This window comes from Pseudoduganella sp. UC29_71, assembly GCF_042693265.1.
In the GTDB taxonomy this organism is placed as follows: Bacteria; Pseudomonadota; Gammaproteobacteria; order Burkholderiales; family Burkholderiaceae_D; genus Rugamonas.
The window spans coordinates 3,883,122-3,902,114 of record NZ_CP170549.1 but is presented as its reverse complement, the minus strand read 5'-3'; the positions used below and the strand labels follow the sequence as shown (position 1 = coordinate 3,902,114).

17 protein-coding genes and 1 pseudogene are annotated in these 18,993 nt (G+C 66.0%); 12 read left to right on the top strand and 6 right to left on the bottom strand.

The annotated features are described in order from the left end of the window. Nucleotides 1–91 precede the first annotated feature (91 nt). A complete protein-coding gene (locus tag ACFJI2_RS17220) occupies nt 92–1,108 on the bottom strand; it encodes an NADP-dependent oxidoreductase (RefSeq protein WP_377701114.1) in 1,017 nt (338 codons plus the stop codon). Nucleotides 1,109–1,257: 149 nt separating this feature from the next. Here ACFJI2_RS17220 and purU point away from each other — a divergent pair, with 149 nt between their 5' ends. From purU to ACFJI2_RS17180, 8 genes are all read left to right on the top strand, one after another. Further along, nucleotides 1,258–2,127: a formyltetrahydrofolate deformylase gene (gene purU / locus ACFJI2_RS17215; protein WP_377701113.1), complete on the top strand. Its 870-nt coding sequence runs from the start codon at nt 1,258–1,260 to the stop codon at nt 2,125–2,127. Nucleotides 2,128–2,146: 19 nt separating this feature from the next. Continuing rightward, the gene (locus tag ACFJI2_RS17210) at nt 2,147–2,689 is read left to right on the top strand and encodes a YaeQ family protein (protein ID WP_377701112.1); all 543 of its coding nucleotides are present in this window, start codon (nt 2,147–2,149) and stop codon (nt 2,687–2,689) included. Nucleotides 2,690–2,781: 92 nt separating this feature from the next. After that, a complete protein-coding gene (locus tag ACFJI2_RS17205) occupies nt 2,782–3,504 on the top strand; it encodes a M48 family metalloprotease (protein WP_377701110.1) in 723 nt (240 codons plus the stop codon). A 26-nt stretch (nt 3,505–3,530) separates the two neighbouring features. Beyond that, nucleotides 3,531–3,917 carry a DUF2946 domain-containing protein gene (locus ACFJI2_RS17200; RefSeq protein ID WP_377701109.1) on the top strand — a complete coding sequence of 129 codons (387 nt, stop codon included), beginning with the start codon at nt 3,531–3,533 and terminating at the stop codon, nt 3,915–3,917. 57 nt (nt 3,918–3,974) lie between these two features. After that, the gene (locus ACFJI2_RS17195; protein WP_377701108.1) at nt 3,975–4,427 is read left to right on the top strand and encodes a copper chaperone PCu(A)C; all 453 of its coding nucleotides are present in this window, start codon (nt 3,975–3,977) and stop codon (nt 4,425–4,427) included. 8 nt (nt 4,428–4,435) lie between these two features. After that, nucleotides 4,436–4,948, top strand: coding sequence for a YcnI family protein (locus ACFJI2_RS17190; protein ID WP_107870773.1), 513 nt, complete (start codon nt 4,436–4,438; stop codon nt 4,946–4,948). 7 nt (nt 4,949–4,955) lie between these two features. Further along, complete coding sequence (locus ACFJI2_RS17185) at nt 4,956–7,310, top strand: TonB-dependent receptor (protein ID WP_377701107.1); 2,355 nt, start codon at nt 4,956–4,958, stop codon at nt 7,308–7,310. 109 nt (nt 7,311–7,419) lie between these two features. Next, nucleotides 7,420–8,349 (top strand): Rpn family recombination-promoting nuclease/putative transposase, encoded by a 930-nt coding sequence (locus ACFJI2_RS17180; RefSeq protein ID WP_377701106.1) that lies wholly within the window; start codon nt 7,420–7,422, stop codon nt 8,347–8,349. Nucleotides 8,350–8,396: 47 nt separating this feature from the next. Here the strand turns inward: ACFJI2_RS17180 and ACFJI2_RS17175 are convergent, their stop codons facing one another. Next, entirely contained in the window at nt 8,397–9,194 is a 798-nt protein-coding gene (locus ACFJI2_RS17175) for a head GIN domain-containing protein (protein WP_377701105.1), read from the bottom strand. Nucleotides 9,195–9,363: 169 nt separating this feature from the next. Here ACFJI2_RS17175 and ACFJI2_RS17170 point away from each other — a divergent pair, with 169 nt between their 5' ends. Both ACFJI2_RS17170 and ACFJI2_RS17165 read left to right on the top strand, forming a co-directional pair. Beyond that, the gene (locus ACFJI2_RS17170; RefSeq protein ID WP_377701104.1) at nt 9,364–10,011 is read left to right on the top strand and encodes an SAM-dependent methyltransferase; all 648 of its coding nucleotides are present in this window, start codon (nt 9,364–9,366) and stop codon (nt 10,009–10,011) included. A gap of 39 nt (nt 10,012–10,050) precedes the next feature. Further along, the gene (locus ACFJI2_RS17165) at nt 10,051–11,166 is read left to right on the top strand and encodes an ATPase, T2SS/T4P/T4SS family (protein ID WP_107870763.1); all 1,116 of its coding nucleotides are present in this window, start codon (nt 10,051–10,053) and stop codon (nt 11,164–11,166) included. 39 nt (nt 11,167–11,205) lie between these two features. Here the strand turns inward: ACFJI2_RS17165 and ACFJI2_RS17160 are convergent, their stop codons facing one another. Together ACFJI2_RS17160 and ACFJI2_RS17155 are read right to left on the bottom strand one after the other, a co-directional pair. Further along, nucleotides 11,206–12,480, bottom strand: coding sequence for a c-type cytochrome (locus tag ACFJI2_RS17160; RefSeq protein ID WP_377701103.1), 1,275 nt, complete (start codon nt 12,478–12,480; stop codon nt 11,206–11,208). After that, nucleotides 12,477–13,169, bottom strand: coding sequence for a c-type cytochrome (locus tag ACFJI2_RS17155; RefSeq protein WP_377701102.1), 693 nt, complete (start codon nt 13,167–13,169; stop codon nt 12,477–12,479). Before ACFJI2_RS17155 ends, ACFJI2_RS17160 begins: the two co-directional genes overlap by 4 nt. Nucleotides 13,170–13,310: 141 nt before the next feature. Between ACFJI2_RS17155 and ACFJI2_RS17150 the strand changes: the two genes are divergently transcribed. Then, nucleotides 13,311–14,780, top strand: coding sequence for a PLP-dependent aminotransferase family protein (locus ACFJI2_RS17150; RefSeq protein ID WP_377701101.1), 1,470 nt, complete (start codon nt 13,311–13,313; stop codon nt 14,778–14,780). A 115-nt stretch (nt 14,781–14,895) separates the two neighbouring features. On the opposite strand, the gene ACFJI2_RS17145 is transcribed toward ACFJI2_RS17150, so the two are convergent. Continuing rightward, the gene (locus ACFJI2_RS17145) at nt 14,896–15,579 is read right to left on the bottom strand and encodes a 3'-5' exonuclease (RefSeq protein WP_377701100.1); all 684 of its coding nucleotides are present in this window, start codon (nt 15,577–15,579) and stop codon (nt 14,896–14,898) included. After that, on the bottom strand, nt 15,579–16,070 hold the full coding sequence (locus ACFJI2_RS17140; protein ID WP_377701098.1) for a ProQ/FINO family protein: 492 nt from the start codon (nt 16,068–16,070) through the stop codon (nt 15,579–15,581). The genes ACFJI2_RS17145 and ACFJI2_RS17140 overlap by 1 nt, the downstream gene beginning before the upstream one ends. Nucleotides 16,071–16,415: 345 nt before the next feature. Here ACFJI2_RS17140 and rpoD point away from each other — a divergent pair. After that, a pseudogene (rpoD, locus tag ACFJI2_RS17135) lies at nt 16,416–18,948 on the top strand (RNA polymerase sigma factor RpoD). The last annotated feature ends 45 nt before the right edge of the window (nt 18,949–18,993 follow it).

The following is an 18,993-nucleotide window of genomic DNA, read 5'->3' as shown; positions in this document are numbered from 1 at the left end:
CTTGATCGTAGTGAACGTTGGACGGGCAGCCAAGCTGGCTGCTCCGTCAATTAGAGAAGCGCCATGGCGGTTAGTTCCGCGAGAATGACGTTCAGGCGACTTTCAGCACAAGTTTGCCGAAATTTTTGCCTTCGAACAGCATCGTCAATGCCTGCGGGAAGTTTTCCAGTCCCTGCACTACATCTTCCTTGCTCTTGATCTTGCCTTCCTTCAGCCAGCCTGCCAGCGCCGCCACGCCGACGTGGTAGCGGTCGGCGTAGTCGAACACCACCATGCCTTCCATGCGCGCGCGGTTCACCAGCAGCGACAGGTAGTTGGCAGGTCCCTTCACGGGCGTGGTGTTGTTGTATTGCGAAATGGCGCCGCAGATGACGATGCGCGCCTTCATGTTGATGCGGGTGAGCACCGTGTCGAGGATGTCGCCGCCCACGTTGTCGAAATACACGTCCACGCCCTTGGGGCAATGTTCCTTCAGCCCGTCGCGCACCGACCCGGTCTTGTAGTCGATGCATGCATCAAAGCCTAACTCATTGACGACGAAATCGCACTTCTCTTTGCCGCCGGCAATGCCGACCACGCGGCAGCCCAGCTGCCTGGCGACCTGGCCCACGGTCTGGCCCACGGCGCCGGCCGCGCCGGATACCACCACGGTTTCGCCAGCTTTCGGCTGGCCCACTTCCAGCAGGCCGAAGTAGGCCGTCATGCCGGGCATGCCCAGGGTGTTCATCCAGGTGGTCAGCGGCGCCAGGCGGCTGTCGATCTTGAAGAACGACGCGCTCTTGTCGTCCGCCGCGCCTTGCCAGTAGGCTTGCACGCCGATGCCGCCGGATACAATGTCGCCCACCGCGAACTTCGGCGACTTCGACGCCACCACTTCGCCCACGCCGCCGGCGCGCATCACTTCGCCGATGGCGACCGGGCGGATATAGGACTTGGCGTCGTTCATCCAGCCGCGCATGGCCGGGTCCAGCGACAGGTACAGCGTCTTGACGGTGATCTCGCCGTCGGCCAGCTCGCGCAGCGGCTCGGCCGCTTTCTGGAAGTCGGTGTCTTTGGCCATGCCTACCGGACGGTTGGCCAGGCGGAATTGCAGGTTCTCCAAGGTCATTTTGTGTCTCCAAATAGTGAGTTCTAATAATGAGTTCTTTAACTATAACTTAGAATTGAACGATCGTGCTATTTTTCCTTTTGATGGCGATGCCGCGCCGGCATGCGACAATAGCGGGTTGATATTCGTCTAACCTCAAATTTTCAGATATGACGCATCCAGAATACATCCTTACCCTGTCGTGCCTGGACCAGCGCGGCATCGTGCACCGCGTGTCCGGCTTCCTGGCCGAGCATGGCTGCAACATCATAGACTCCGCGCAGTTCGGCGACGCCGAATCGCAGCTGTTCTTCATGCGCGTGCATTTTTCGCGCGACGAGCCGGGCGTGAGCGACGAACAGCTGCGCGCCGATTTCGCCCAGCTGGGCGCGGCCATGCAGCTGGACTGGGAGCTGCGCGATGCCCACGTCAAGCCGCGCGTGATGCTGATGGTATCGAAAATCGGCCACTGCCTGAACGACCTGCTGTTCCGCTACAAGAGCGGCCTGCTGCCGGTGGAGATACCGGCCATCGTGTCCAACCACATGGACTTCTACCAGCTGGCGGCCAGCTACAACATTCCCTTCCACTACCTGCCGCTGGCGGCCGGCGCGCCGGAAGAGGCCAAGCTGGCGCAGGAGTCGCGCATCATCGAGCTGATGGACAACCACCAGATCGACCTGGTGGTGCTGGCGCGCTACATGCAAATCCTGTCGCCGCAGCTGTGCGCGCGCCTGAAGGGCAAGGCCATCAACATCCACCATTCCTTCCTGCCCAGCTTCAAGGGCGCCAAGCCCTATGCGCAGGCGCACCACCGCGGCGTGAAGCTGATCGGCGCCACCGCGCACTTCGTCACCAGCGACCTGGACGAAGGCCCGATCATCGAGCAGGACGTGGAGCGCGTGGACCATTCGATGACGGCCGAAACGCTGTCGGCCATCGGCCGCGACGTCGAGTGCGTGGTGCTGGCGCGCGCCGTCAAATGGTTCACGGAACACCGCGTGCTGCAGAACGGTTCCAAGACCGTCATCTTCAAATAACCCAACCTAGAAGTAAGCAATGGCCCTCAAAGCAACAATCTACAAAGCCGAATTATCGATTGCGGACATGGACCGCAATTACTACGACACGCACACGCTGACGCTGGCGCGCCACCCGTCGGAAACCGACGAGCGCATGATGGTGCGCCTGCTGGCCTTCGCCATCCACGCGCACGAGCACCTGACCTTCACCAAGGGCCTGTTCGATACCGACGAGCCGGACCTGTGGCAGAAAGACCTGACCGGCGCCATCCAGCTGTGGATCGAAGTGGGGCAGCCGGATGACAAGAAGCTGCTGAAAGGCGCGGGCCGCTCGGAGCAGGTGGTCGTGTATAGCTACAACGCGACCAGCCATATCTGGTGGAAGGCGCTGGCCAACAAGGTGGAGCGGGCCAAAAACCTGACCGTCATCAACCTGCAGTCCGAGGCGACCGAACAACTGGCCAAGATGGCCCAGCGCACCATGCAGCTGCAATGCACCATCCAGGACGGCCAGATCTGGCTGACCGACGGTACCGACACCGTGCTGATCGAGCGCGAAACCTTCAAGGGCGAGCGCTGAGGCCAGGTGCCTTGCGCAACTCATCGGCCGTAGGGCCGGTTAGGCGGGCACCGCCGTAACCCGCCATGCCGGCGCTGTGGCAGAATGGTGCCATGCGCCGCTACCTGTACGGATTATTCTTGCTGGCCTATGCGGGCGCCGCCGCGGCGCTGACGCAGGCCGAAGTCATGGCCGGCGCCGAGCGCCTGTACCGCGAGCGCATGCGCGAGCTGCAAGCCCAGCACCAGCTGGACGCCGATCCCGATTTCCACCAGCGCGTGCAGCGCATCGCCCAGCCATTGATCGCGCAAGCCGCGCACGACTATCCCGAGTCGGCCGCCTGGCCGTGGGAAGTCCACACCGCGCCGGAAGGCGACGACAACGCCTACGCCATGGCCGGCGGCAAGCTGCTGGTGAGCCGCGCCTACGTGCACAAGCTGCTGCTGACGGACGCCGAACTGGCCATGCTGCTGGCGCACGAAATCGCGCACGCGGTGCTGCGCCACAACCTGCTGGAATACGAGGAAGCGATGCGCCTGGAGCCGGCGTGGCGCCAGCGTCCGTTCGCCGAACTGGAGGACGCGGTCGACAACGACTCGGCGCTGATGCGCAAGCTGGCGCCGCTGGGCATGCGGCAAGAGGCCGAGGCCGACCGCGAAGGCCTGAAGCTGGCCTGGCGCGTGGGCTGGCCGGCGCCGCTGCTGGCGCGCTATTTCCAGAAGCTGGCGCGCGCCAGCCATGCGCCCAACTTCGAGCAGTTCGCCCATCCGGCGCCGTCGCAGCGCTGGAAGGCGGCGCAGGAACTGGCGGCGGCGCTGGAAGCGGCGGGGCGCTAGCTAATGTATAATTTCGCACCATGCAAATGAGATTCTCAAAGAGCGTGCTGTGGATCTGGATCGCGATGTCCGCGGTGCTGTTGAACGCGCTCGCGCCTGCGATCTCGCATGCCATGGCCAAGGGGGAGGGCAACCCGGCCGCCTTTGAACTGTGCCGCGCCGACAAGAGCAAGCCGCTGCCGGCCGCCTTCCTGGCGATGGGCGACGAGGGCGAAAAAAAGGGCATGTCCATGGGCGAGGATTGCGGCTATTGCGTTACGCACGCCGGTTCCTTCGGCCTGCCGCCGTCCCTGGTATCGGGCCTGCCATTCGCTGCCCAGTCCCAACTCCATCCCTTCCTGTTCTATCGCGCACCGCAGCCGCTCGCGGCCTGGTCGGCGTCGCGCCCGCGCGGTCCGCCCGCGCCAGTCTGATCCTGCTTTACACCTGCGCCTTCATCGGCGTATCCCGTAATCGTTTCAGAGGTAGATATGAAAACCAATTTCCTGGCCGGCGCCGCGTGCGCCGCCGCACTGCTGTTCTCCACCGCCAGCGCCCAAGCGCAGGTCACTGTCAAAGATCCCTGGGTGCGCGCCACGGTGCCCGCCGCCAAGGCCAGCGGCGCCTTCATGCAGCTGCAATCCGCGCAGGATGCGCGCCTGGTCGAAGTGCGTTCCAGCGTGGCGGGTGTCGCCGAAATCCATCAGATGGCGATGGAGAACAATATGATGAAGATGCAGCCGGTGAGCGGCATCGACCTCCCGGCCGGCAAGCCGGTGGACCTGGCCTCGGGCGGCTATCACATCATGCTGATGCAGTTGAAGCGCCAGTTGAAAGAGGGCGAGACCGTGCCCCTCACGCTGGTAGTTCAGAAGAAGGACAAGAAACTCGAAACCATCGAGTTGAACGTGGCTGTGCGGCCGCTCACCTATTCCGCCAAGTGAGGCGCGCCATGAAGAAGACCCTGATGATTGCTGCCGCTTTGCTGGCAGCGCAGGCGCACGCCCATGTGACGCTGGAGCAAACCTCCGGCGTGGCCGACAGCTACCAGAAGCTCACGTTCCGGGTTGGCCACGGCTGCGACGGCAGCGCGACCAAGGCCATCACCGTGATGCTGCCGGAATCGGTCACCGGCGCCAAGCCGATGCCGAAGGCTGGATGGAAAATCCGTACAGTGGAGGGCAAGCTGTCGGTGCCGGTGGAATCGCACGGCCGCAAGATCACCGCCGCCGTGCGCGAAGTGACGTGGAGCGGCGGCCCGCTGCCGGATGAGTACTTCGACGAGTTCACCGTGCAGGCCAAGCTGCCGGCCGAAGCGGGCAAGCTGTACTTCAAGGTCGTGCAGGAATGCGTGAAAGGCACCGTGGCCTGGGATGAACTTCCCGGCGAGGCCGGCGTCAAAGTCAAGGCGCCGGCGCCGGTGCTGAACGTTGTTCCGGCCGAAGGCGCCGTCCACCAGCACTGAGGCTCTCATGAACACGTTCAAATGCAAGCCGCTGGCAGTGATGCTGGCGGCGATGGGCGCTGCTGCGTCCGTGATTTGTCCTGCGCGCGCCGATCATGCGGTGGTGACCGTGAACGGCGGCCGCCCCAGTTCGCTGCCGACGCAGATCCCGACCACCATAGAAGGCATCACCGGCGCGCAGATCGAGGACCGCATCAACGCCAGCGACAGCGAGGATGCGCTGAAGTATCTGCCCAGCCTGAACGTGCGCAAGCGCTACGTCGGCGACTACGACCATGCGGTGCTGGCCAGCCGCGCTTCCGGCACTGGCAACAGCGCGCGTTCGATGGTGTACGCGGACGGCATCCTGCTGTCCAATTTGCTGGGCAACGGCGCGACCTATACGCCGCGCTGGGGCTTGGTGACGCCGGAGGAAATCGAGCGCGTGGATGTGCTGTACGGGCCGTTCTCGGCGGCCTATCCGGGCAACTCGGTGGGCGCGGTGGTGGACTTCCAGACCCGCATGCCGACCCGGCTGGAAGCGCATGTCAAGCTGTCCGGCTACGGCCAGGGTTTCAGACAGTACGGCAGCGATACGCGCCACTACGGCAAGCAGGGCAGCGCCTCCGTCGGCAACCGGCAGGGCGCCTGGTCGTGGTGGGTGGACGTGTCGCGCCTGGACAGCAATGGCCAGCCTATCGCTTTCGCCAACAAGCTGCTCACGCAGGGTACACCGGGCAGCGGCGGCGTGCCGGTGGCGGGCGCCATCGCGGACCGCAATCCGGTCAACAAGGACTGGCTGATCCTGGGCGCCACCAACCAGATCCACACGGTGCAGGACCACGCCAAAGTGAAGCTGGCCTACGACCTGTCTCCCATCCTGCGCGCCAGCTACACGCTGGGCTGGTGGAAGAACGATGCCGAGCGTAGTTCGCAGTCCTACCTGCGCGATGCGGCTGGCAACCGGGTCTACAAGGGCGATATCAATGTCGGCGGCGTGAAATACAGCTTGCTGCCGTCGGACTTCGCGCCCAGCCGGGGAGAGCTGGAACACTTGATGCACGGCTTCTCGCTCAAGCAGCACAGCAAGGGCGTGTTCAGCTGGGAGCTGGCCGCCAGCCTGTACGACTACGCCAAGGACCGCGTGCGCACGCCCACGGTGGCGGTGCCGGACCTGCATACCAGCGGGCAGGGCAACATCACGGACATGGGCGGCAGCGGCTGGAATACGCTGGCGCTGAAGGGGACGTGGCGGCCGGGTGCGGACGCGGGCGCGGGCGTGGATCGCGGTGCGGGTAGTGGTGCGGCTAATGGTGCGGCTGGCGGCTGGGCCGCGCACGTGGTGGACTTCGGCCTGCAGCGCGACAGCGCCAAGCTGCGCACGCATGTGTCCAGCGGCGCGGACTGGATCAATGCCGGCGGCGGCAAGCATGTCTCCACCTTCAACGGCGAGACGCGCCTGGAAAGCCTGTACGCACAGGATACCTGGCGCATCAGCGAACTGTGGAAGGCCACGCTGGGCTTGCGCTTCGAACGCTGGCAGGCATTCGGCGGCGAGCTGTCGAGCGCGGCCAGCCTGGCGGCCAAGCCCGAGACGGGCGGCCTGCTGCGCTTCGCTGTGCGCAGCGAGAACAGCTGGTCGCCCAAGGCGGCGCTGGCCTACCGCGCATCCGAGCTGTGGACGCTGAAGGCATCCACGGGCCGCGCCGTGCGCAATCCGACGGCGGCGGAGCTGTTCCAGGGCTCCATCGTGGACGACAAGATCATCAACACCGATCCGTCGCTGCGCGCCGAGAAGTCCTGGACCAGCGAGCTGACGGCCGAGCGCATGCTGGAACGCGGCAGTTTGCGCGCCACCGTCTTCCACGAGAACACGCGCGACGCGCTGTACTCGCAGGCGCTGACGCCGACCGTGAACACGGTGCAGAACGTGGGCGAGATCCGCACCACCGGCCTGGAGCTGTCCTACCAGGCCGACCATGTGCTGGTGCGCGGCCTGTCGCTGACCGGCAGCATGACCTATGCCGATTCGGAGATCGTGCGCAACGACAAGCTACCCGCCAGCGTGGGCAAGCGGCAGCCGCGCGTGCCGGACTGGCGTGCGACGGCGCTGGCGTCCTACCACGTGGGCGACAAGTGGACCGCCAGCGCCGGCGCACGGTATAGCGGCCGGCAGTACGGCACGCTGGACAACAGCGACCCGAACGGCGCCACCTACACCGGCGTGTCGGACTACCTTGTCGCCGACGTGCGGGTGCGCTACCGCTTCACACCGCAATGGACCGGCTCGCTCGGCATCGACAACCTGAACAACCGCAAGTATTGGGCCTTCCACCCGTACACCCAGCGCACGCTGATCGCGGAACTCAAGTTCGACCTGTAAGTTCCCCCAAGCCCGGCCTTGCGCCGGGCTTTTTTCTTCCCCCTTGAGCCCGGCCAAATCCATGGCACAGCGCACCCGCCTGGGCTGGCGCGCGCCTTAAAATCGGCCCATGAGGGCCAACCATGATACCGGCTATAAACAGCTGTTCGCGCATCCCGAGCTGATGCGGGACCGGCGCCTGCACGTGGGCGGCGAGTGCATCTATGTCTACCTGCTGCTGGAGTTTCAGTCCAGCAGCGACCATTGGATGGCGTTACGGATGCAGGTTTACGTCGGCTTGCTGTACCAGGATCTGATCAAGCAGCGCAAGCTTGACCGGCGCGGGAAGCTGCCACCCGTGCTGCCTATCGTGCTGTACAACGGCAAGCGGCCGTGGACCGCGAGCCACACTTTGTCCGGCCTGCGGCTGCCGCAACCGCACGGCTTGGCAGACTTCCAGCCCGAACTAAAATACCTCTTGATAGATCAAAGGAAGGTGACGACTGCGCTGGACGACACCGAACGGAACGTGGTCGCGGCCCTGTTCGCGCTGGAACGGTCGCGCTCCAGGCAGGCCTGCGTGGAGGTATTGAGGTCGCTGGCCAGTTGGCTGCGGGCCGGCGCGACGCAGCCCTTGCGCGAGAGCTTGCTGCGCTGGCTGTCTGATTGCGTGCAGCGCAAGGAGTACATGGCTGACTTTTTGCCGGATGAGGAGCTTGTCATGGGAAATTTGACATTGGATGAGTGGACCCGGTCCATTGTTCGGGAGGCAAAGCTGACGCGGAAGAGGGAGCGGGCCGAAGCGCGAGCCGAAGGCTGGTCGGAAGGCAAGGCGGAAGGCAAGGCGGAAGGCAGCGCGCAGGGTAAAGCGGAAGGGCTGGAGCTGGGCCGCTTGCAAGTACTGCGGGAGACGGTGCGGCGGATGGCGGCGCGGCAGATGCGCTCAATGCCGGCCGCCGTGGCCGCGCAGATCAAGTCGGCGCCCGCGCCGCAACTGGAAGCGTGGCTGGATAGCCTGATCGAGGGCGCCTCAGCCCAGGACCTGTTCAACACCAAATAACGCAGCCCGGCGGGGTGTGCGCCTGCCGGGCTGGAGTAATCTGCACTTTATTGCGGACTGGCGCCCAGGCGCTTGACGCTGCCCGAACCCATGATGGACTTGCTGATCTGGGGATCGCCGTAGTAGCCGATGTCGCCCGAACCGGCCACGCTCAGGTTGAGCGATTGCTTGGCCCATACCGTGGCCTGGCCCGAACCGCCGATGCTGACCGAGGCGTCACGCGCGGCCAGCTGGCCGATATTGACCTTGCCCGACCCCCCGATCGACACCTTCAGCCGCTCCGTGCTGCCGCTCGCCTTCAGGCTGCCGCTGCCGCCCAGCGATACCGACACCGATTCGCTCTCCATGCCCCGCACATTGATGGCGCCCGAGCCGCCCACGTCGAAGGTCAGGTTGGCGCCCTTCAGGTTTTCGGCGTCGACCGTGCCAGAGCCGCCCACCGAGATGCGCTCCAGGTTCTTGGCCTGAACGATGATTTTCATGTTGCGCGTATCGAGCCGCATATTGCGTTTGACAGGGCGCACGCGCAGGGTTTCGTTCTCCACCACGGTTTCCACCAGTGCCTGCAGGTTGTCGTCGGTTTCAATGGTGATGCTGTCGGTGTTGCCGATGCGCACTTCCGCGTCGCCCGGCAAGGCCAGCGCCAGGCCGGTGAAGTGGCCGACGTCGCGCGTCTGCTTGACGATCTTGCCGCTGCCCTGCACGCGGTCGCCGCCGCCCAGCCAGCTTAACGGGCCAGCCTGCACGCTGGCGGCGGGAACGACGACGGCCAGTGCGCTGGCAGCCAGCAAGGTGGTGCGCAGCGCCTTGCGCAGGGTGGAGCGGACGGTAGGATAGCTTGCCATATGATGATCTCCTCGATTGATCTTGTTCGATGATGGAGATAGTAAGGAATCGCCCCTGGCGCCGCCCGCCCCATGCGACAGACTGCGCAGACGGCGGAATAGAATGCATTCCCCGGGGAGTGGCGCGGCCCATGCGGTATCATGCTGGCTGTAACTACATTGGAAACACATGCTGATCATCACCATCAAACAGGGCAAGGAAAAGAGCTTGCTGGCCGGCGACCCCTGGATTTATCCGACCGCCATCGAACGCGTCGAGGGCCGTCCGCAGGAAAAAGGCAAGGCCGGCGCCACCGCCACCGTGCAATCGTCGGCCCGCCAGTTCCTGGCGCGCGCCGCCTACAACGCCCACGCGGTGCAGATCCGCGCCCGCGTGTGGACCTTCCGCGAAGACGAGCCGGTCGACCACGCCATGATGAAACGCCGCGTCAAGGCCGCCATTGCCAAGCGCGCCGCCGCCGTGGCCAAGCTGGGGCCGGAAGACCTGATGCAGCTGATTAACGCCGAGCAAGACGGCTTGCCCGGCCTAGTGGTGGATTACTATGGCGGCCCCGCAGGTTTCCTGCTGTGCAGCTTCCAGTCCGGCGCCGTGGATGCCTGGAAAGTGCCAATTGTGCAAGCCCTGCTGGCCGAGACCGGCTGCCCCAATGTGTTCCAGCGCGCCGACGAGGAACTGCGCAAGGGCGAAGGTCTGCCGGTGTTCACGCGCGAACTGGCCGGCGTGCCGCCGCCGCCCAAGTCGGTCGTCAACAAGGGTGGCGTAAAGGTCTACATGGACCTCAAAACAGGCTTTGAATTCCCCAAGCGTCCCGTATAATCTTTCCAGGCGACATTTTTACCCGGAGAGTAGAGCACGATGGAAAATCACCAGTCTTCGCAAATCCGCACCCTCAGCTATGAAGAAAACGAAGACCATCCGGTCTTCGGCACGCTGGTCGAACAGATCTTGCATCTGCTCAATTCCAGGCTGAGCTTCAGCGACATCCTGATCCACCAGAACAGCCCCTTGCTGTTGCGCCAGCCGAAAGGCCTGGTGGCGGTGACGGATTCGCCGATCACGCGCGAGGAACTGGAAGAATTCTTCGAGGTGGTGGAGCCGAACTGGCGCGAGCGCATCCAGGACCGCGCCTTCGACCGTTCCATCGACCTGCATACGGCGCGCATCCGCGCCAACTGTTTCACCTTCCAGGGTAAGAAGCGCCTGGGCTGCGTGATCCGCCGCTTCCCCAAGGAACCGCATGCCATGTCGCAGCTGGGCCTGCGCGCCAACGAGCAGAAATTTTCCCAGCTGACCAGTGGCCTGGTGCTCATCATCGGCGACACCTGCCAGGGCAAGTCCACCACCATCGCGTCCATGCTGGACGAGATCAACAAGACCCGCTCCGGCCACATCATCACCATTGAAGACCCGGTCGAAACGCTGATCCCGCAGCGCCGCTGCATCGTCACGCAGCGCGAAGTGGGCTTCGACGGCGACGTGGAAAGCTTCTACCTGGGCGCGCTGGACGCGCTGCGCGAGCGGCCGGATGTGATCGTCATCGGCGAAATCCGCGACGCGCAAACGGCGCAGGAAGCGCTGGCGCTGGCCGAATCGGGCCCGCTGGTGCTGGCCACCTTGCACGCGCGCTCAACGGAGCTGGGGCTGCAGAAGATGCTGCGCATGCTCGGCAACAGCGAACCGCAGCAGCAGGCCCTGGCGCACGCGCTGCGCGGGGTGCTGTGCCAGGCGCTGCTGCCGTCGGTGGAAGGCAACCGCTACCACCTGGCCACCGAGTGCCTGACCATGAACCCGGACGTGGCGCGCCTGATCGAGAACGGCAGCATCACCGCCATCCGCGACTGGATGGAGACCAAGGGCGGCGAAGGCTGCCACACCATGAACGCGGCGCTGCGCGTGCTGCTGGCCGAGGGCAAGATCGCGGTCGAGGATGCGCGCAACGCCACCACCGACCGGCTCGGGCTGGCCGCGTAACGGCGGGTTAGCGCGGAGCGCGTAAGCCGCCAATGCCGGCTAATCCAGCGGCACCGTGCGGTAGCGGTTCACATCGTTGCTGCTCACCGGCGGCGCATTGTTGCCCCAGTCGCTGCGCAGGTAGGACACCACGGCCGCCACCTCCACGTCGTTCAGCTTGTGGCTGAACGGCGGCATGCCGTAAGGACGCGGATTGCCCGCCGTGCCGGGCGCGAAGCCGCCGTTCAGCACGATGCGGATCGGGTTGACCGCCTCGTCCATCAGCAGCGCGCGGTTGCCCGCCAGCGGCGGATAATGCGGCGGCAAGCCCTTGCCGGTCACGCCGTGGCATTCCACGCAATGCGCCGTGTACAGCCGCGCCCCGGCCTCCAGCTGCGCGCGCGCCTCCGGCGCGTTGCTGCGCTCGTAGCGCTCGGCCGGCTCCTTGCGCGGCAGCGTCTTCAGGTACACCGCCATCGCCGTCACGTCCGCATCGCTCAAGTGTTGCAGGCTCTCGCGCACCACCTCGGCCATCGGACCGAACACCGTCGCGCGCGGCGATACGCCCGTCTTCAGCAGCTGCTCCACGTCGCGCTGCGCCCATTCGCCCAGGCCGGCCTCGCGGTCCGACGTCAGCGACGGCGCATACCAGCCCAGCACCGGGATCAAGCCGCCCGACAGGGCGTCGCCGGATGCGCCCAGCACGTTGCGCGTGCTGTGGCACGCGCTGCAATGGCCCAGTCCCTGCACCAGGTAGGCGCCCCGGTTCCAGTCCGCGCTCTGTGCGCTGTCGGTGCGGAAGGCGGCGGGGCGGAAGTACAGTGCGCGCCAGAACGCCAGGCCAAGCTGCTGGTTGTAGGGGAAGCGCAGCTGGTGCGGCTGGTTGGCCTGCTTCACCGGCGGCAGGCTCTGGAAGTAGGCGAACAGCGCGTCCGAATCGTCGCGCGTGATGTGGGTGTAGTTCGTGTACGGGAAGGCGGGATACAGCATGCGGCCGCCGCGCGATTTGCCGTTGTGCAGGGCGCGCCAGAAGTCGTCCGCGCTCCACTGGCCGATGCCGGTGTCGCGGTCCGGCGTGATGTTGGGCGACACCACGCTGCCGAACGGCGTTTGCAGCGCGCGTCCGCCGGCGTAGGGTGCGCTGCCGCGCGGCGTGTGGCAGGCCATGCAGTCGCCGGCCCTGGCCAGGTAGGCGCCGCGCGCCACGCGTTCAGCTTGCGGCAGCGCGGCCGTCTTGCTCAGCGGCGGCATCGGGTCGTCGGCCGGATACAACATGAAGCCGGCGCCGGCGACGAGGGCCAGGACGGCGATGGCGATGATAGGCATCTTCTTCATGGCTTGGCCTCCGCGGCGGGCGTGCCCTCGGCGCTGCCGCATTGCAGTGGCAGCGGCATGGCGATGGACGAGGCCGGGCGCGCATCCGCGTCGGCCGGCTGCGAGGCCAGCCAGCCCGACACGGCGGCCACGTCGGCGTCCGACAGGCGCGACGTGATCTCGGCCATGCAGTCGGGCGCGTGGGCGCGGCGCACCTTGTTGCGCCACGCGCCGAACTGCGCGTTGATGTAGTCGCGCGGCAGGCCCACCAGGCCCGGGATGGCGGGCGCCACGCCGGTCAGCTGGGCGCCGTGGCAGGCCACGCAGGCGGGGACGTTCTTAGCCTTGTCGCCGTCGTGCACCAGCGCGCGGCCGCGTTCCAGCATGGCCGGCGTAGCGGCGTTCGGCGCGGGCGCGGGGTAGGGCGGATGCAGCTCCGAGAAGTACTGGGCGATCTCGCGCAGATAGGCATCCGGCAGATGGTCCACCATATAGGTCATCATCGGATACTTGCGGCGGCCCTCGCGGAAGTTGAGCAGCTGGTTGTACAGATAGCCGGCCGGTTTGCCGGCGATGCGGGGGAAGTAGGCGTCGCCGCGCTCCCTGGCCGCGTGGCAGGCGGTGCAGGCTGCCACGCGCTGCTCCAGCGTGTCGGGCAGGGTTTTCAGGGCGGCCGGCGCGGCGCCGGCGTGCGCGGCCGCGGCCAGCATGGCGGTTGCACAGACTCTCGATAAGATAGCAGGCATGGCTGTCCCGTTTAAAATAGCTTTTGGATGGGAATCAGGGGACAGGATACGCCTGAGTTGCCAAATTGGACAGGCTCAGATTCGCAAATAAAACCAGGGATCAGTTTGAAACTGTACGAAGCGCTGGCGCAGGAAATCCAAGACATGGTGGCGCAGCAGGTGCTGCGGCCGGGCGAGCGGCTGCCCTCGGTGCGCCAGCAGCGCGCGCGCCGCGGCGCCAGTCCCAGCACCGTGTTCCAGGCCTACTCTCTGCTAGAGGCGCGCGGCGTGATCGAATCGCGCCCGCGCTCCGGCTACTACGTGGCGCCGGGCCGCGCGCCGACCGCCTCCCCCGAGCCGGAGCCGACCCGCCCGGACGGCGCGCCGCGCAGCGTCGACGTGAGCGAGCTGGTGTTCGGCGTGCTGGAGGCCGCGCGCTCGCGCCGGGCGGTGCCGTTCGGCTCCGCCTTCCCCAGCCCAGAGCTGTTCCCCTTGCCCAAGCTGGCGCGCGCGCTGGCGTCCAGCACGCGGCGCCTGGACCCGTGGGCCACGGTGGCCGACCTGGGCGCCGGCAACGGCGAGCTGCGGCGCCAGATCGCGCTGCGCTACCAGCTGGACGGCGCGCCGGTGGCGGCGGAGGACATCGTGGTCACCAATGGCGCGCTGGAAGCGCTGAACCTGTGCCTGCAGGCGGTGGCGCGGCCGGGCGACACGGTGCTGGTGGAGTCGCCCAGCTTCTACGCGGCCTTGCAGGCGCTGGAGCGGCTGGAGCTGAAGGCGGTGGAGGTGGCCACGCACCCGCGCGAAGGCATGGAGCTGGGCGCGCTGGCCGAGGCGCTGGAGCGGCACCGTCCCGCCGCGTGCTGGCTGATGACCAGCTTCCAGAATCCGCTGGGCAGCCTGATGCCGGCCGAGAAAAAGCAGGCGCTGGTGGCGCTGCTGGCTGCGCACGGCGTGCCGCTGATCGAGGACGATGTCTACGGCGAGCTATATTTCGGGGCGCGCCGGCCCGCGCTGGCCAAGCGCTACGATGCGCCCGGCGCGCAGGGGCTGGTGCTGCATTGCAGTTCGTTCTCGAAATGCCTGGCGCCGGGCTTCCGCGTGGGCTGGGCGGCGCCGGGGCGCTACGCGCAGGCGGTCGAGCGGCTCAAGCTGAGCACCAGCCTGGCCGCGCCCATGCCCTCGCAGCTGGCGCTGGCAGAGTACCTGGGGCAGGGCGGCTACGACCGCCATCTGCGCCAGCTGCGCGGCGCGCTGGTGGGACAGCAGGCGCAGATGCTGGCGGCGCTGGCCGAGCACTTCCCGGCCGGGACGCGCGTCACGCATCCGGAGGGCGGGTATTTTTTGTGGGTGGTGCTGCCGGAAGGCGCGGATACGCTGGCGCTGCACGCGGCCGCGCTGGCGCACGGCATCAGCATCGCGCCGGGGCCGATGTTCTCGGCCAAGCGCGAGTTCCGCAATTGCTTGCGTCTCAATTACGGTCATCCGTGGACTGCGGCGCATGAGACGGCGATCGCCACGCTTGGCCAGTTGATTCGGGAGCTGCCGGTGGCGGCGCCCCTGGCGGCTTACGCGGTGCGCTGCGCGCCCCGCTAACCCGCCCTACGGTACCCCGTACGTCCGTGTATCCGTGCACCCGTCCATTCGTGCATTCGCGCAGTCGTAGGGCGGGTTAGCGCAGCGTAACCCGCCGATGGCGGCGCCGCATGGGTCAGCGTTCTTGCGCGGGCGGGCGCGGACGGGGCGGGCGGCGCGCTTTGGCGGCGCGTTGCGGGGGCAGGGTGTTGCCAGCGGCGATCCAGTGCCGGTATACGCGCAGCGCCACCTGGGCGTCGTCGGCAGCATACAGGATCTGGCGCTCGCTCAGGCGCGGGCTGGCCCAGTTGGTGGTGGAGATCTTCTTGGACTTTTGCAGCTTCTGGCCGAAAAACTTGGCCACCGCGCTTTTTGCGCCCAGGTCGTTGCGCTGGCCGCCGCGCAGTGCGACCGACAGGTCGACCACGCGCGCCGGCTCGATGCCGAGCTTGGCGCGCAGGCGCCGCACGTCGTCGGACAGGCCGAAGCCCACTTTCATCGTCAGCTCGGATTCCAGCACGGCCTTGAGCGCCGGCCACGCGGGCGAGGGCGCGGCGCCGATCTGGAACAGGTAGGCCAGCTTGTCGGTGGCCAGCTGGATCAGGTGCGGACCGTCCGAACTCTGGCCCTTCTGGAAAGTCGGCTTGGACTCGGTGTCGAAACCGACCACGTCGGCCGCCAGCAGCGCCGCCTGCGCGTCTTCCACGTCGGCGGCGGTTTTCACCAGCCGCACTTCGGCCAGCGTAATGCCGATGTAGGGCGGCAGCTCGGGGACGGACTCGGCAGAGGCCGCCGGGCGGGCCGCAGCGGCGTCGCTCATCAACCTTTTTTGGAGAACTTGGCCGTCAGCTGGGCCAGCTTGTCCTGGCGCACGCGGGCCGCTTCTTCGGCTGCGGCCGCTTCGCGTTCGGCTTTCTTGCGGTCGGCTTCCTTCTTCAGGCGCTCCTTCAAGACTTCCTTGGCGTGCTTGCGGTGCACATCGGTCACTTCCGCCCCGGCGGTGCCATCCAGGTCGTAGCGCACGGTGGCTTTTTCCATCACGCGCAGGTAGCGCTGCGAGCCGGTGTGGATGCCCAGCGCGGTGCGCATCAGTTTTTTGTCGATGCCCGGCAGTTGCGCCAGAATCTGCTTGTCGATGCCGATCGACAGGGGCAGGCAATCGCGGAATGGGGGAAATTGCTGCTGCAGCTGCTTCAGCAGCGTGCGCGCGGTCAGCGCGGGTGCGGCCGGAGCGGCCTCCGGGGTGGCAGCGGGGGTGGCAGCGGGGGTGGCCACAACAGCCGCAGGCTCAGGGGTAAGGCTAGTGTTCATCGACATCACAGGTTAAGCAAAGAGCCGTCAGCATATCACGCGGGACAGGGGAGTGCATTGCCAAATCCGTCAAAGTGTTATTTCAACCATAATTTTGCGCGTGCGCGCCGGCCTGAAACGCGCTATAATTGCCGACGCACCAAATGAAGCACCGTTGCCGTCAGCTTGAAACAGGAAGTTTGTGACCCTTTTCCCGCTCTGCACTGATACGTAGCTGCCAGCCCGTCAAAACGGGCTTTTTTAATTCCAGCACACCTAAGCGCCATCGGACCCTTGCCGGCCCGGGTGGCATTGTTTTCACTACGCGCCGCCGGCCCTTGGGTCTGCCATTGAGAGATATTTGTAATGACGAAAACGCCGAAAACCCTCACGCTGTCCGCCAAAGCCCCCCGCACCAAAACTGCGGAACTGGCTGTACCTAAGACCACTTTATCTTATGTCATCGACAATGCGCAAGAGGCTGCCGGCAAAGTTACCGTTGTAAAAAAGACGCGTTCGCGCCTGGCCGCTGTTGCCGGTGCCGATAACGCTGCTGCCGACGTGGCCGAACTGGCCGCGCCGGCCGCCGCCGGGATCGACGCCGTGGCCGATGTGGCTGCGGAAGAGAAGAAGGCCGCCGTCAAGGTGGCGCGCAAGTCCGGCGCCGCTTCGGCCGCCGTGTCGCTGGCCGCGCCGGCCGGTCCCAAGCCGGTGGTGGTGAAGACCCGCGCATCCAAACTGAAGGCCGAACCGGCTCCGGTGCTCGTCGTCGCGCCGGGCGCCGCCCCGGCCGTGAGCCAGGTGACCGACGCCGCCACCCTGGCCACCATCGACACTTCCGGCTACCTGCTGCCGGGCGTCAAGGTGCCGGGCCGCCGTGGCCGCAAGCCGAGCGAATTCACGCCGGAAAACGATGAAGTGGCAGCGCTGAACGCCGTCGAGCGCGCCGAACTGAAGGCCGTGTCCAAGGCGCGCGAGCGCAAGGCCAAGGGCCTGGACGCGCTGAACACCGAAGGCGTGACCGCCGAGGACCTGGAACGCCGCCGCCTGCAGATCAAGAACCTGATCAACATGGGCAAGGACCGCGGCTTCCTGACCTATGCCGAGATCAACGACCAGCTGCCGGAAAACATCATCGATCCGGAGGCGATCGAAGGCATCATCGCCACCTTCAACGACATGGGCATCGCCGTCTACGAGCGCGCGCCCGACGCGGAAAGCCTGCTGCTGACCGACAACGTGGCCGCCGTCACCAGCGACGACGAAGTGGAGGCCGCCGCGGCCACCGCGCTGTCCACCGTGGATTCCGACTTCGGCCGCACCACCGACCCCGGTGCGCATGTATATGCGCGAAATGGGCGCCGTGGCGCTGCTGACGCGCGAAGGCGAGATCGAGATCGCCAAGCGCATCGAGGGCGGCCTGAAGGACATGATCCAGGCCATCTCCGCCTGCCCGACCACCATCGCCGAAATCATCGCGCTGGCCAAGAAGATCGAGAACGACGAGATCAAGGTCGATGAAGTGGTGGACGGTTTCGTCGACCTGAACGAAGCGAGCAACGCGCCGGCCCCGGCGCCGGCCGCCGCGCACGCCGCCGCGTCCGATGAGGACGAGGAAGAGGAAGAAGAAGTCGAGGAAGAGGACGGCGACGCCAACGGCGGCGCGGCCGGCTTCTCGACCGAGCAGCTGGTGCAGCTGAAGAAGGGCGCGCTGGAAAAGTTCGAAGTGATCGAAGTGCAGTTCGAGAAAATGCGCAAGGCCGCCGGCGGCTACGGTTCGCCGGCCTACACCAAGGCGCAGGAAGCCATTTCGGCCGAACTGCTGGGCATCCGCTTCACCGCCAAGGTGGTGGAAAAGCTGTGCGATACCTTGCGCGGCCAGATGGAGCAGGTGCGTTCCATCGAGCGCGCCGTGCTGGAGCTGTGCGTGAACCGCTGCGGCATGCCGCGCGCCCACTTCATCAAGGTCTTCCCGGGCAATGAGACGGACCTGGACTGGGTGGACGGCGAAGTCGATTCGGCCTACCCGTACAGTGCCGTGCTGGGCCGTAACGTGCCGGCCGTGAAAGAACTGCAATCGAAGATGATCGACCTGCAGGCGCGCGTGGCGCTGCCGCTGGCCGACCTGCGCAAGATCAACAAGCAGATGGCGGCCGGCGAGAAGCGCGCCCGCACCGCCAAGCGCGAAATGACGGTGGCCAACCTGCGCCTGGTGATCTCGATCGCGAAGAAGTACATCAACCGCGGCCTGCAGTTCCTCGATCTGATCCAGGAAGGCAACATCGGCCTGCTGAAGGCGGTGGACAAGTTCGAATACCGCCGCGGCTACAAGTTCTCGACCTACGCCACCTGGTGGATACGCCAGGCCATCACGCGCTCGATCGCCGACATGGCGCGCACCATCCGCGTGCCGGTGCACATGATCGAGACCATCAACAAGATGAACCGCATCTCGCGCCAGATCATGCAGGAAACCGGCAGCGAGCCGGACCTGGCTACCCTGGCGGTGAAGATGGAAATGCCGGAGAACAAGGTGCGCGAGATCATGAAGATCGCGAAAGAGCCGATTTCGATGGAAACCCCGATGGGCGAGGACGGCGATTCGCAGCTGGGCGACTTCATCGAGGACAACACCACGCTGGCGCCGCTGGACGCCGCGCTGCACGCCTCGATGCGCAACGTGATCAAGGAAGTGCTGGACTCGCTGACCCCGCGCGAAGCGAAGGTGCTGCGCATGCGCTATGGCGTGGAAATGTCGAACGACCACACGCTGGAAGAAGTGGGCAAGCAGTTCGACGTGACCCGCGAGCGTATCCGCCAGATCGAAGCGAAGGCCATGAGCAAGCTGCGCCAGCCGTCGCGCTCGGACAAGCTGAAAACGTTCCTGACGACGCATTAAGGCGGGTTACGCTGCGCTAACCCGCCCTACGCCCCCCTACGCCGC

Bases quoted from the DNA above. Each gene is read 5' to 3' on its own strand.
- ACFJI2_RS17220 (WP_377701114.1), bottom strand. From the start codon at position 1,108: ATGACCTTGGAGAACCTGCAATTCCGCCTGGCCAACCGTCCGGTAGGC.
- purU (WP_377701113.1), top strand. From the start codon at position 1,258: ATGACGCATCCAGAATACATCCTTACCCTGTCGTGCCTGGACCAGCGC.
- ACFJI2_RS17210 (WP_377701112.1), top strand. From the start codon at position 2,147: ATGGCCCTCAAAGCAACAATCTACAAAGCCGAATTATCGATTGCGGAC.
- ACFJI2_RS17205 (WP_377701110.1), top strand. From the start codon at position 2,782: ATGCGCCGCTACCTGTACGGATTATTCTTGCTGGCCTATGCGGGCGCC.
- ACFJI2_RS17200 (WP_377701109.1), top strand. From the start codon at position 3,531: ATGAGATTCTCAAAGAGCGTGCTGTGGATCTGGATCGCGATGTCCGCG.
- ACFJI2_RS17195 (WP_377701108.1), top strand. From the start codon at position 3,975: ATGAAAACCAATTTCCTGGCCGGCGCCGCGTGCGCCGCCGCACTGCTG.
- ACFJI2_RS17190 (WP_107870773.1), top strand. From the start codon at position 4,436: ATGAAGAAGACCCTGATGATTGCTGCCGCTTTGCTGGCAGCGCAGGCG.
- ACFJI2_RS17185 (WP_377701107.1), top strand. From the start codon at position 4,956: ATGAACACGTTCAAATGCAAGCCGCTGGCAGTGATGCTGGCGGCGATG.
- ACFJI2_RS17180 (WP_377701106.1), top strand. From the start codon at position 7,420: ATGAGGGCCAACCATGATACCGGCTATAAACAGCTGTTCGCGCATCCC.
- ACFJI2_RS17175 (WP_377701105.1), bottom strand. From the start codon at position 9,194: ATGGCAAGCTATCCTACCGTCCGCTCCACCCTGCGCAAGGCGCTGCGC.
- ACFJI2_RS17170 (WP_377701104.1), top strand. From the start codon at position 9,364: ATGCTGATCATCACCATCAAACAGGGCAAGGAAAAGAGCTTGCTGGCC.
- ACFJI2_RS17165 (WP_107870763.1), top strand. From the start codon at position 10,051: ATGGAAAATCACCAGTCTTCGCAAATCCGCACCCTCAGCTATGAAGAA.
- ACFJI2_RS17160 (WP_377701103.1), bottom strand. From the start codon at position 12,480: ATGAAGAAGATGCCTATCATCGCCATCGCCGTCCTGGCCCTCGTCGCC.
- ACFJI2_RS17155 (WP_377701102.1), bottom strand. From the start codon at position 13,169: ATGCTGGCCGCGGCCGCGCACGCCGGCGCCGCGCCGGCCGCCCTGAAA.
- ACFJI2_RS17145 (WP_377701100.1), bottom strand. From the start codon at position 15,579: ATGAGCGACGCCGCTGCGGCCCGCCCGGCGGCCTCTGCCGAGTCCGTC.
- ACFJI2_RS17140 (WP_377701098.1), bottom strand. From the start codon at position 16,070: ATGAACACTAGCCTTACCCCTGAGCCTGCGGCTGTTGTGGCCACCCCC.